This window comes from Mesorhizobium escarrei (assembly GCF_935825525.1).
Lineage (GTDB): Bacteria > Pseudomonadota > Alphaproteobacteria > Rhizobiales > Rhizobiaceae > Mesorhizobium > Mesorhizobium escarrei.
The window spans coordinates 34,613-46,334 of record NZ_CAKXZT010000113.1 but is presented as its reverse complement, the minus strand read 5'-3'; the positions used below and the strand labels follow the sequence as shown (position 1 = coordinate 46,334).

General features: G+C 60.9%; 10 protein-coding genes and 1 pseudogene. 4 read left to right on the top strand and 7 right to left on the bottom strand.

Going from position 1 to position 11,722, the window contains the following annotated elements; genetic code table 11:
* Positions 1 to 3 precede the first annotated feature (3 nt).
* The 7 genes and pseudogenes from NMG80_RS07820 to NMG80_RS07795 form a co-directional block, all read right to left on the bottom strand.
* On the bottom strand, positions 4 to 1,257 hold the full coding sequence (locus tag NMG80_RS07820; protein WP_254017587.1) for a cytochrome b: 1,254 nt from the start codon (positions 1,255 to 1,257) through the stop codon (positions 4 to 6).
* Between the two features lie 853 nt (positions 1,258 to 2,110).
* The gene (locus NMG80_RS07815) at positions 2,111 to 3,730 is read right to left on the bottom strand and encodes an MASE4 domain-containing protein (RefSeq protein ID WP_254017586.1); all 1,620 of its coding nucleotides are present in this window, start codon (positions 3,728 to 3,730) and stop codon (positions 2,111 to 2,113) included.
* Between the two features lie 187 nt (positions 3,731 to 3,917).
* Positions 3,918 to 4,049: pseudogene (locus NMG80_RS37260) on the bottom strand (hypothetical protein); the annotation flags it as partial.
* Positions 4,025 to 4,216, bottom strand: a complete 192-nt coding sequence (locus NMG80_RS07810; protein WP_254017585.1) for a hypothetical protein — start codon at positions 4,214 to 4,216, stop codon at positions 4,025 to 4,027. The gene NMG80_RS07810 and the pseudogene NMG80_RS37260, both read right to left, overlap by 25 nt.
* Positions 4,217 to 4,337: 121 nt before the next feature.
* Positions 4,338 to 5,684 carry an alpha-hydroxy acid oxidase gene (locus NMG80_RS07805; RefSeq protein ID WP_254017584.1) on the bottom strand — a complete coding sequence of 449 codons (1,347 nt, stop codon included), beginning with the start codon at positions 5,682 to 5,684 and terminating at the stop codon, positions 4,338 to 4,340.
* A gap of 12 nt (positions 5,685 to 5,696) precedes the next feature.
* Positions 5,697 to 5,909 carry a (2Fe-2S)-binding protein gene (locus tag NMG80_RS07800; protein WP_254017583.1) on the bottom strand — a complete coding sequence of 71 codons (213 nt, stop codon included), beginning with the start codon at positions 5,907 to 5,909 and terminating at the stop codon, positions 5,697 to 5,699.
* Between the two features lie 39 nt (positions 5,910 to 5,948).
* Positions 5,949 to 6,938 (bottom strand): MBL fold metallo-hydrolase, encoded by a 990-nt coding sequence (locus NMG80_RS07795; protein WP_254017582.1) that lies wholly within the window; start codon positions 6,936 to 6,938, stop codon positions 5,949 to 5,951.
* A 1,307-nt stretch (positions 6,939 to 8,245) separates the two neighbouring features.
* On the opposite strand from NMG80_RS07795, the gene NMG80_RS07790 reads away from it, so the two are divergent.
* The 4 genes from NMG80_RS07790 (at position 8,246) to NMG80_RS07775 (ending at position 11,660) form a co-directional block, all read left to right on the top strand.
* A complete protein-coding gene (locus tag NMG80_RS07790; RefSeq protein WP_254017581.1) occupies positions 8,246 to 9,016 on the top strand; it encodes an isochorismatase family protein in 771 nt (256 codons plus the stop codon).
* Positions 9,017 to 9,105: 89 nt separating this feature from the next.
* On the top strand, positions 9,106 to 9,936 hold the full coding sequence (locus NMG80_RS07785; RefSeq protein ID WP_254017580.1) for an alpha/beta hydrolase: 831 nt from the start codon (positions 9,106 to 9,108) through the stop codon (positions 9,934 to 9,936).
* A 131-nt stretch (positions 9,937 to 10,067) separates the two neighbouring features.
* Positions 10,068 to 10,307: a DUF5996 family protein gene (locus NMG80_RS07780; protein WP_254017579.1), complete on the top strand. Its 240-nt coding sequence runs from the start codon at positions 10,068 to 10,070 to the stop codon at positions 10,305 to 10,307.
* A 387-nt stretch (positions 10,308 to 10,694) separates the two neighbouring features.
* The gene (locus NMG80_RS07775) at positions 10,695 to 11,660 is read left to right on the top strand and encodes an ABC transporter substrate-binding protein (protein ID WP_254017578.1); all 966 of its coding nucleotides are present in this window, start codon (positions 10,695 to 10,697) and stop codon (positions 11,658 to 11,660) included.
* Positions 11,661 to 11,722: the final 62 nt, after the last annotated feature.

The following is an 11,722-nucleotide window of genomic DNA, read 5'->3' as shown; positions in this document are numbered from 1 at the left end:
GTGTTATTCCTTGCCTTTCTCCAGGATCGCTTCGGATATCGAGTTCGGCAGCCGGCGCGGCGTCTCGATCACGCCCAGCAGCGGCATGACGACCAGAAAAAACGCGAAATAGTAGAGGGTCGACACCTGCATGGCGGGGATGTACCAACCTTCCGCCGGCTTGGATCCCAGCCACCCGAGGAAGAGTGCATTGGCGACAAACAGCCAGAAGAACCGCCTGTACCAGGGCCGGTAGACCGCCGAGCGCACTTTTGAAGTGTCGAGCCAGGGCACGAAGAACAGCACGGCGATCGCGCCGAACATGGCGAGCACGCCGCCGAGCTTCGAGTCGATCGGCCCGATGTTGAAGGTGACAGCGCGCAGGATCGCGTAGAAGGGCAGGAAGTACCATTCGGGCACGATATGCGCCGGCGTCTTCAGCGGGTCGGCGGCGGTGTAGTTGTCGGGATGCCCGAGATAGTTCGGCATGTAGAAGACGAAATACGCAAAGGCGAGCAGGAACACCACGGCCCCGAGCCCGTCCTTCATCGTAGCATGGGGCGTGAAGTCGACGACGTCGGTTTCCGACTTCACATCGATGCCTGCCGGATTGTTCTGGCCGACGATGTGAAGCGCCCAGATGTGCAGTATGACGACGCCCGCCAGCATGAATGGCAGCAGATAATGCAGCGCGAAGAAGCGGTTGAGCGTCGGATTATCGACCGCGAAGCCGCCGAGCAGCAGTTGCTGTACCCAATCGCCGACCAGCGGGATGGCGCTGAAGAAGCCGGTGATGACGGTCGCGCCCCAGAACGACATCTGTCCCCAGGGCAGCACATAGCCCATGAAAGCCGTCGCCATCATCAACAGAAGGTTGGTGCAGCCGAGAACCCACAGCAGTTCGCGCGGCGCCTTATACGAGCCGTAATAGAGGCCGCGGGAGACATGGACGTATACCGCGATGAAGAAGAACGACGCGCCGTTCGAATGCAGATAACGCAACAGCCAGCCGGAATTCACGTCGCGCGTGATCTTATCGACGGAGTCGAAGGCCAGCGTCGTGTCAGCCGCATAGTGCATGGCCAGCACGACGCCGGTCACGATCTGCGCCGCCAGCATCATCGAGAGTATGCCGCCGAACGAATAGGCGTAGTTCAGGTTGCGCGGGACCGGATAGACGATGAACTGATCATGCACCAGGCGCGGCACCGGCAGGCGGGCGTCAAACCAGCGTCCGATCCTTGTCCTGGGAACATAGGTTGAATGTCCACCGCTCATCGCGTTGCTTCTGGTTCTCGAATTGTCGGCATCGACATCGGCTTGCGCCCCTTGGACAGCCGCCTTCACCACGGATGAGCGTGTTCACTCGGGGTCGCGAACCTTCCTCGACGCGACGGACACTCTGATCCCGTTGCGTGAGTAGATCGGCCGAACCGCCGCGCGAGCGAATTCGTCGACGCCGCTGCTGCGCCTTGGCTGCGCTGCACTATCGAGAGCCCAGAGCCTCTGAAGGAGCTGCTGCATCCTTGAAAGAGTGAGTCCCAGCCTCATTTCTGATGCTCCTTGGTCGGGTTACGAAGAAACCCAACCATGCCATCCTTTCCAGGGTGCGGACCATCGTGCCGAGGACGCGTGCGTCCGATACGTTGGTCTATGGGTTCCTGAATAAAAGGCTGCGCCGGACGGCCGAGCAGCGACTTGGAGTTCACCCACTTCGTCAATTTTCAGCCGGAAAGAAATTGAGGCCATGAGCTTTCCTTGCTTGATTGGTCAAAGGTGAGACGGACTATCGCGGAAACGTCAACGGGATCGGCCCGAACTGGCTTCCGCGAACTTGCGCGCCGCTGCCGGAGCCCAAGCCGGTGCGGCGGGGGCGCGAGATGTTAGGCCTGCTTGCGGTGGGAGCCTAAGCCTGAGCGGCGAAGATACGGGCGTTGTCATACGAGGAGTGATCGACCAGTTGTTCAAACGCGTTCGGACGATCTAGCTAGACCGTGAACTCATAAACATGTTGCGCGGTGACTAACCAGAGTCCGGTTCGGTTGAACTCCGGAAGCCGGTCTGGATCGGAGCCACTTCCGGAACGCGCCACAGGAGCGGACCCCAAGGTGGCCGGATGTTGTCTTATCTCTCATCGCATATCCTGCGTTCGAATTGGCGCTGGAGATGCCTCAGCATCCGGGTCAATCGATCCCGGCAGCGCGACCCGGAAAACAGATCCGTGAGAGCCAGTCCGCGCAATGTACAATGCACCGCCGTGCGCTTCCACAATCGATCGACAGACTGCCAAGCCAATGCCCATTCCATCAGACCTGGTTGTGAAGAACACGTCGAATATCTGCCCCGTGTTTTCCGGAGCTACCCCGATCCCATTGTCCTCCACGGATAGCGCTACGCCATTGTGCTCATCCGGTTCCGACCTGATCCGAAGGACTCGCCGTCGACCGCTCACGTGTCGCATGGCCTCGATCGCATTGCTGACAAGGTTCAACAAAACTTGCCGAATCTGACCTCGATGACCTGGCACCGTCGGAATTGGCTCGCTCAAGTCCAACTCGACCACAACGTTTCCATCCTCCAGTTCTCCCCTAGTTAGTGCGATCGTCTCCCTGATGATGTCGTTGGCATCGACCAGCGTTCTTTGTCGCTCGCGGCCGGCGAACATTTCTCTCACCGATTGAATGACTTCGCCGACCCTGCCGGTATCCGAAATAATATGCTCATATGCTCGTTGGGCCCTCTCGAGATTAGGCGGAGTCCTTCTGATCCAGTTCAAACCGGCTCCGGCATTCGCCGCAATGGCAGTCAACGGCTGCCTGATCTCATGCGCCATTGCCGCGGACACCGCATTGATTGAGATCAGTTGGCCTTCGCGCTCTCTTTGGCGCGCCAGCACCGACATGGCCAATCTTGCGTAGAGCATTGTCGACTCGGCGAGCAACACGAGCAAGACCAAGCTGTCTGACGCAACCGCTAAAATGCGGTTTGCATACCAGGCGACGTCAAAGCGAACGTCGACGAGATTCAAGAGGATCGACGACAAGAGCCAGGCCAGCGCGACAATTAGCAGCCACATGTCAAGCACCGAGCGTTGTGAAAGCCAAATCGACACCAATGCAGCTATACTTACCATCAGCATGAAGGCGGAGACGAATTTCACAAATGCAGCCGTGTCGGTTACGGTGACGATCAAGGGTGGCACCATGTCCTCGTGCGCCGTGAGAAACCAGGTCACGGCGCACACCAGGGCAGCCACGATGCAAGCGTCAACGGCTACGACGGTCGCAACGGAGCTACGGACCATTCGCTGCGGCGCGAGATTCCGCGCGGTCGAGTACACGATGATGGTCGTCGGCAAGGCCATTTGCCAAATGGTAAATAGCCACGGCGAGGTTTGCAGACCGGCGTGCAACAAGCCGTTTGGTGCAAATGCTCCGGGGAAGGTGAGAGCATATGGAATGATGGTCAACGCGCAGAACAGATAGCCGCCCGCGAGCAATCGAAGAGACCAAGAACGCAAAATCGCGAAGTGAGCATACAGGAGTGTGGCGGAGATCAAGTCGGTAAGAAACAGGATGGTCGCGAAAATCGGAAGGAAGACATCAAGCCGTTCGAGGCGAACATGGGCGAACGGCAGCGCCGAAAAAAACACGACCAGAAGCACCATAGCTGTGACGAATGCCGCGCGCTTCTCCACTCGGCTCGGCGGCGCGCTTGAGATCAGCCCTATTTGGGATTGAGTCACTGTCATGGCGACCTTCGTGGCACAGCGACCCGAAACGCGGCCCCGTGCGCGGTACCAGCAACAACCGACGAACTTCCGCCATGAGACTAAACGATCGACCTGGAGGCCGCCAGCCCTTGACATCGGCAATGATCACGCTCGCCGAAGCGTGGAATCGCGGTTCGACCCTCCCATTCTGCTTGAGCTCGTTGGCAATGGTTTCAGGCAATATTCTGGTAAGCAGCTTCTCCGTCTTGGCCTTCTCCGCAGCGAGCGCTGTATGAGCTGCGTCTAGTTTGTGCATCGCCTCGTCGAGTTCGATTACCCGCCGCCGATGTTCGAGCAATCCAACCAGTTGTTGACAGTTGTTGCAATCGGGCAGTCGCAGATCTGGCCGGCTATCTCTCCGATTTCATCAAAGAGGATCTCCGGCGGCGAATCCATGATCCGGTATGAGCGAACAGCTTCGTTCCGCTCGTATTCGTTACCCGGAATGGGATAAGACACAGCCATTGCGCTTTGAACCGCTCGGACGTTCCTGTGGCCACGAGGCAAAGTCAACACGGCTTGAACAGAACACTAGAGGCGTGCCGCTCACTGGGCGGGCATGCCATCGGCGTGCAGCCGATCACGGCTAAAGGGCGCTGGTCACGTTGCCCCGCGTGATCTCCTTGATATTCAGCGCTCCCGCCTGCCGCATGATCGTGACGAACTCCGCGTCTAGTATCTCCAACACGCGGTCCACGCCGGCTTCTCCGAATGAGGCCAGGCCCCACACATAGGGCCGGCCAATGCCGACGGCAGTTGCACCCAGAGCGAGCGCTTTCAACACATCGGTGCCGCGGCGTACGCCCCCGTCGACGAGCACTGGGATGCGGCCGTCCACCGCCCCCACGACCTCAGCCAAAACACCGATCGTCGCCTGTCCGCTCTCTTCGGCACGGCCGCCGTGGTTGGAAACGAGGATGCCGTCCACGCCGTGACTCAGCGCCCGGCTGGCGTCGTCGCCTGTCATGATACCTTTCAGTAGGAGCTTGCCCTTGACGATCCCGCGCAGGCGATCGACGAATTCCCACGTCATGCCGGTGCCGTAGAGGTTGGTGACTTTCGAGACATCGATATCGAAGAAGTTGGCCTTGCGGCTGACATCGTTGGTGAAGCCCGGAGTGTGGCAGGCCGTGCAGTCGCGCTCGTCCAGACGTCGTGCGCGGAACAGGTCCTCGGTGTTGCGGCCGCCTTGCCGGTCCACCGTGAGGACGATCACCGGAGTGCCCGACGCCTCGGCGCGGTTCACCAGCGCCTGCGTGACGACCCAGTCGTCGGTCGGATAAAGCTGGAACCAAGCCGGCGAGCCGTGCGCCTTATTCGCGTCGGCGATGCTCGCGTTGTCGACGGTGGAGAGGATCATCTGGTGCTTGCGCTTGCCGGCCGCACGCGCCACAGCGACCCCCGCCTCGGGGTCGTAGGCGCCAAGGCTGCTGACCGGGCAAATGAAGATGGGGCTGCCCCAGGTCTCACCGAAGATCTTGATACTGGCGTCGACCTTGCGCGCGTCGATGAGGCGCTTAACGCGAAGGCTGTAACGCTGGTAGGCGGTGTGGTTGGCATCGCGCGTTACGTCGCCGTCGACGCCGCTCTCCAGATACCCCCAGTGCGCCGGCGCGTCCTGGCTGAGGACGGCCTTCTTCGCCGCCGGCTCGAACTCGAACACGTTCAGCGCGTCGCCGGGCGCTGTGATGATGCCGTCCGGGCCAAGCGCTCTTCGAGAACCGCGCAGCACGTCGTAGTTCTGCGCGAGCGCCTGGCCCGGCGCGGAGGCAAGCAAGCTGGCGATGGCGGAGGCGACCGTGGGCGTCGCGACGAGAGGGCTCGCTGCGAGGAACTTCAGCAACCTGCGCCGCACGATCATTTTGGGCTCGAAAAGTCCATCCAGTTGCGATGGACCTGGGTCATGAGTTCCTGCCATGTGTTCAGGTTCCATCGTTGTTCTCCTTTATTGCGATGACGGAGGGCAACCGTTGCAGGATGCCGCACGGGCGCTGTTGAGCGCCTCGTCCATGAGGCGGCGGATGGTGCGTGCGCAGCGGCCGCACTGGGCGCTGCAGCCGAGACAGCCGTAGACCTGGCTGATCGAGCGTGTGCGCTCCGCCTCGACGGCGGAGCGCACATCCTGATCGCTCAACACATTGCACGAACAGATGATCATGGCGCGATGGCTCCCGTTCGGTCCCAAACCGACCAGCGGTCAGTACTCCCAGGGGCCCGGCACCCAACGAAAGACGTCGCCGTCGACCGCCACATGGCAGACGGCTGGGAACGACAGGTGAGTGGCCAGCAGCGACTCACGGTTCGCCGCCATCTCTCGCAGAAGACGGACCCGGACTCGGGCCGCTTCCTCGGGGTCGTGCTCGAAGCCGTTGTACCAGTCGGGGTGCTCGAACCCGACCTGGAACACGGCGTCGCCGGCGAACGTCAGCCGTTGGCCGCCGGACGCCAGGCGAACGACGCTGTGCCCGGGGGTGTGGCCGCCGGTGCGTTGGACGCGCACTCCCGGCGCCACCTCGTGCTCGTCCTCGAACGGCCGCAGTTGGTTGCGGTACTCCTTCAAGAACCGCTTGGCCGACGCCCGAAGCGCGTCCGGGAACCCCGGCGGCATGGAGACGCGGGAGAAATCAGGCGACTCCGCCCAGAACTTGACCTCGGCGGCCGCCACGTGGATCCGCAGATCCGGACGCAGCACTTCCTTCACCCCGTCGACGAGCAGCCCGCCCATGTGGTCCATGTGCAGGTGGGTCAGCACCACGTCGGTCACGGATGAGAGATCGATGCCGGCGTCGTCCAGTCGCCGGACCAACTGCCCGGCCCGCTTCAAGTCCGGGAACTCGGCCCCGATCCCAGCGTCGACGAGGATGGTCTGGTCACCGCTACGCACCAGCACCACGTTCAGCGCCCACTCGAGCACATCCGGTGGCAGGAACATGTCCTCCAGCCAGGCCTCCCGGACGGTCTTGTCGACGTTATGGCCCAACATCGCGCCTGGCAGCGATAGCACCCCGTCGCTGATCACCGTCACGTCGATCGCGCCGACCTTCAGCGCATAGCGCGACGGAACCAATTCGTGCTCCGGTCTACCGTGAATGTGCCTCGCGTTCACCTTGTCGGCGCAGTATTTGACCGATGGCTGTGAGGTGTTGTGCAAGCTCACGTTTGTCTTCTGCTGCTCAGCTAAGCTCATGTTTCTCTCCTGTTGACTGCCTTACCCACGGCCGTATCGGCCACCTGGCGTCTGCGGGAGGAGGTTGCGCTGCCGCAGCCTGCGCGGCCATCGAACCGAAGCATCGGGCGTGCAATACGAAGGTCTATGGCAGACCCGTTGCGAGCATGGGTGATCTCGCGGCAAACGTCAGAAGACGCCGCTTGAGCAGCGAAGAACGGGCTGTGCCTCTTGCATGCCGGCGGTAGACCCGGCGCGTAGGATCGGGATCAATCCTATACCGCGGTATCAGTCGTCCACGGCCTTGACGCAGTCGACTGCACGCGCGCCCTCAACATAGCGTTCTCCGCAGGTCTCTGGTCGCCATGCTGGTCGATCGAGCAAATGAGGAACCGGGTATGTCGCACACCGACAGACAGTCAGGCACGACTAATGATGGCGCTGCGCAATGGACGGTTCCCACCGGTGGCGTGCAGGGTGCTTGCTCGTCCGGCAGCAGCGGCGAAGCACGTGCTAGTGGCAAGCTCCGATCGAACTGAGCGACACAATGCACGACCAGATCGACTGGAAGGAAAAGCATCCATGAGACGGATAGCCATGCTTGTTGCAATGAGCATTCTCGCCACTCATGCAGCAGCAATCGAGAGGCACAACGTGTCGCAAATGTCGCGCGAGGCGGTCGGTAGGGCCCTTCAATCGGAGCACCGATCCATCCTTCGATACCACTCAGCACGCGTAGATAAATTGATGCTCTACGACATATACGTGCGTGATCATCGGTCTTGCAAACCCGGCGAAGCAGCCGTGCCGACGCGCGTACCGGCTAAGGACGGTCTATACAGAGTCCTCCGATGTGCAACGGTGACCAGGTCGTTTTCGCGCCTTTGAAGCTTTCTTCCCAATCTTCGGGGTAGCGAAACAGTTGCAGCCACCCCGCAGCGCGTCCTGGTTGGCTGTGACGTGCAGGGGACCTATCCATACGATCATAGAGGTCATCACCTGAAAGCCCCTCCTGCAAGCTGGGCGGACCGGTGCGCCATGAGCCCCAGAGCCGAATGAGGCCCGTTGAGGGGTGATTACCGTCCAGACGGTGAACGCCGGTATGTTCTAGGCGAAAGCGGTGGCGATGACGCAGCGGAGGGCGTGGTCGGCTGTGCTCGGCCCGCGGCTGACGCCAGTGCGCCGCGTCCTTCGAGGTGACAAACCTATGCCGCGGTATCGACCGCCCTCTTCCTTGATCCGATCGACCACAACCATCCTTCAACCGTAGTGTCATCGACATAGCAATCGATCGACAATTGTCGAAGGGCCAAGGACGAGGTTCCCCCATGTTCGCAATACAGAAATCCGCACTCAACAAGATGATACTTGCCGGCATTCTATCAATCGGCGTTCTTTCACCTGTTTCCGTCCCGCCGGCTCAAGCTCAAGACAGCGCTCGATCGAGCGTTCTTCCCACAGGAGGTGGGGCAGCGCTCCTTGATCCGTCGGACACTGTATTTCTCCTGCTCGATCACCAGGCGGGTCTATTCCAAACCGTGAAGGACATTACGGTCGCTGAACTTCGGTCCAATACCGTGACGCTTGCGAAGCTCGCCACGCTTATGAAAATCCCCGTGATCACAACGGCGTCCGAGCCGAACGGCACCAACGGACCGCTGATGCCGGAGATACACGAATTCGCGCCCCATGCAGTCTATGTCGCACGCAAGGGCGAAGTGAACGCCTGGGACAACGAAGACTTCGTCAAGACCGTGCGCGCGACGGGTCGCAAGACGCTCATCATGGCGGGGGTCTGGACCAGCGTTTGCGTGGCGTTTCCGGCGCTGGATGCGAAACTGGCTGGTTACAATGTCTACGCCGTGATGGATGCGTCGGGTGACGTGAGCGAAATGGCGAACCGGACGACACTGGCGCGCCTCGTCCAGGGCGGCGGCGTCCCTGTAACAACCAATGCTGTGCTGTCGGAAGTCCACCGCACCTGGAATCGTCCGGAAGCCAGAGAAATTGGTGAACTCTATGGCCACGTGTCGCCGAACTATGCGGCCGTCGTAGAGAGCTACGGCAAAGCTCAGGAGGTCGCAAGGCAGTCAAATTAGCCTCACGATGGCCGCAAGCTTGATCCGATGGCAGGATGTCGACGCAACGGACACTGCCCAGCTACTAAGCAGACCCGATGGAGTGACCAATGTCCAAGACCATCATGCTAATCCATGGCGCCTGGCTGAATGCCCGCAGCTGGGAAGGCTTCAAGGCCCGCTACGAAGCGAGGGGCTACACCGTCATAGCCCCATCCTGGCCTCTCAACGACCGCTCTCCAGCCGAGCTACGGGCGTCCCCGAACCCCGCTCTCTCCACGGTAGGCATCAACGAGATCATCAATCACTACGATCGCCTCATCCGCGCGCTGCCGGAGCCGCCAATCCTAATTGGACACTCGTTCGGCGGCACGGTCACCCAGCACCTGCTTGACCGCGGGCTCGGCGCGGCCGGCGTCGTCATTGACCCTGCGCCGACCTCCGGCGTGCTGGTCGGGTGGCAGACCATCAAGTCGACCTTCCCCGTGTTCTTTTCCTGGGGAAGCTGGCGCCGTGTCATGACCATGTCGCGCAGGTTCTTCAGCACGCGTTTCGCACAGACCGTACCGCCGGCGCAGCTCGATGCCATGTACGACGGCTACATCGTCCCCACGGCGGGGAAGGTCTACTGGGACGGTCTGGTCTCGGCCGCAGGCAAGATCCGCTGGGACAACCCCGATCGCGCACCTCTTCTGCTCATCGGCGGCGGTATCGACCTCATCGCCCAGGCTAAGATGACCAAGGCCATGTTCGAGAAGCAGAAGCAAGCGCCGTCGCACACCGAGCTCCAAATCTACCCCAACCGCTCGCACTGGACCTGCATTCAGCCGGGCTGGGAGGAGGTCGCGGACTTCGCGCTCGACTGGGCCGCGAAGAACGCCCGCGGCCCCAAGGTTCTGCCGCCGAGGTCGCTAGCCGCCCTGGGGATCGGCAGATCTTGATCGGGTGATGGGCTAATCAGAAGGCGCACGGACGTCATAAATCAAGCAAACAACGAGTTTGACGTGTGCTGATAACATCTCGTTGCCGAGGTTCGGAACGCAGGAGAAGCGCCAGGACAGGCAGCCGGTCGATGACCCAGGACAACAAGACTGACTGGCCCTTGCTGCCCTACGCCGACTGGGCTGAGACTTGTACTGCACTGCATCTGTGGGCGCAGATCGTCGGCAAGTACCGCCTCGCGCACGCGCCTTGGATGAACCACTCCTGGCACGCCACGCTCTACGTTACGCCACGCCGCGTGGCCGGCAACGGGTGCAGTGCCCGACGGAGAGACGGCCGTCTCCTTAAGTTTCGATTTTCGGGAGCATGAAATCGGGACCCACACTGCGGCATTGGCGTGGTGGAGCAGTTTCTCCGTTTGCGAGAGCGATTCCCAGGTTCGAGGTCTCCATGCTGTTCCATGCTGAAAGATTACACCCCAATCCAATCCGCTTGTCGGCGCCTTCTCGGATCGGAAAGTGACCGATGAGATCATCGGCCCAGTCGGGGCCTGGCGGCCGTGTTTGAGCATCTTCCCATACGGAATGTCATCGAGTAGCGTGCAGGGGCGGCACGTGACGGCGCTCTCTTTGGCGAATGCATTGTCGCACCTTCAGCAGTTGCCGTCAGAAGATGGGGCTGCTGTCACAACTCGGTGCTTGCCGTGACAGATTGGTCCCGTCCCGGTTCGTTTCAGCACCGAAGCGAGGGGAGAGAAATGCACAATCGATTTCGGCAGTGCCTGCGGAAAATTTCGCTGGCGGCATTGACGATGCTGGCGGTCCCGGTCCACGCGGCTGATCTTGTCATTGCAATGCCGAACTGGCCCTCGGGCCAGGCGACGGCGAACATCCTCAAGGTCAGCCTGAAGGACCATTTCGGGCTCGATGCCGATGTGCGCGAGATGGGGACGCTTATTGCCTTTGCCGGCCTCGATTCGGGCGAGGTGGATATTCATCCCGAAATCTGGCTGCCCAACCTGGACAATCTGGTGAAGAAGTATGTCGACGGCGCCGGCACCGTAGCCATCAGTCCCATCGGTGTGCCGGCATGGCAAGGCATATGCGCTACCCGCGAAACTGCCGACAAATTTGGCATTCGTGACATTTCGGACCTCACCGACCCGCACAAAACCGCCGCGTTGGACACTGATCGGGACGGACATGGGGAACTCTGGATTGGCGCCGAGGGTTGGTCCTCGACGGCTATCGAGCGCGTACGCGCCAACAGCTATGGCTACGCCAAGACAATGACATTGCTGGAGACGCCGGAGGATGTCGGAATGGCGGCTGTCGATGCCGCGGTTGCTACGGCTCATCCGATGGTGTTTGCCTGCTACGCGCCGCATCACGTGTTTAAACTGCACGACATTGTCCGGCTTACCGAGCCGCCTTTTGACCCGGCAAAGTGGAAGATCGTGCTGCCTTCCGAGGACCCGCTCTGGGTCTCGAAGTCCAGCGCGCCGGTGTCATGGGATACCGCACATTTCCACATCGCTTTCGCCACCTCATTGCGCAAAAAATATCCCAAGGTGGTCGAGTTCCTGGAACGGGTCGACTTCAAGCCCGACGACGTCACGAAGATGAGTTATGCGCTCCAGGTAGAGCGTCAGGATCCTTACGAGTACGCCAAACAATGGGTTGCCGCGCAGGGCGCTCGGGTGCACGGGTGGGCAAATCCATGAACGGAAAGCTGATGATCGCGGGACGCGCCGCTCTCCAGCGGAAATCCCTTACGGCAATTGTC

What these genes read in the sequence shown, in the direction of transcription:
- NMG80_RS07820 (WP_254017587.1), bottom strand. Translation starts at nt 1,257, where the DNA reads ATGAGCGGTGGACATTCAACCTATGTTCCCAGGACAAGGATCGGACGC.
- NMG80_RS07785 (WP_254017580.1), top strand. Translation starts at nt 9,106, where the DNA reads ATGTCCAAGACCATCATGCTAATCCATGGCGCCTGGCTGAATGCCCGC.
- NMG80_RS07815 (WP_254017586.1), bottom strand. Translation starts at nt 3,730, where the DNA reads ATGACAGTGACTCAATCCCAAATAGGGCTGATCTCAAGCGCGCCGCCG.
- NMG80_RS07775 (WP_254017578.1), top strand. Translation starts at nt 10,695, where the DNA reads ATGCACAATCGATTTCGGCAGTGCCTGCGGAAAATTTCGCTGGCGGCA.
- NMG80_RS07795 (WP_254017582.1), bottom strand. Translation starts at nt 6,938, where the DNA reads ATGAGCTTAGCTGAGCAGCAGAAGACAAACGTGAGCTTGCACAACACC.
- NMG80_RS07790 (WP_254017581.1), top strand. Translation starts at nt 8,246, where the DNA reads ATGTTCGCAATACAGAAATCCGCACTCAACAAGATGATACTTGCCGGC.
- NMG80_RS07810 (WP_254017585.1), bottom strand. Translation starts at nt 4,216, where the DNA reads ATGGCTGTGTCTTATCCCATTCCGGGTAACGAATACGAGCGGAACGAA.
- NMG80_RS07805 (WP_254017584.1), bottom strand. Translation starts at nt 5,684, where the DNA reads ATGGAACCTGAACACATGGCAGGAACTCATGACCCAGGTCCATCGCAA.
- NMG80_RS07780 (WP_254017579.1), top strand. Translation starts at nt 10,068, where the DNA reads ATGACCCAGGACAACAAGACTGACTGGCCCTTGCTGCCCTACGCCGAC.
- NMG80_RS07800 (WP_254017583.1), bottom strand. Translation starts at nt 5,909, where the DNA reads ATGATCATCTGTTCGTGCAATGTGTTGAGCGATCAGGATGTGCGCTCC.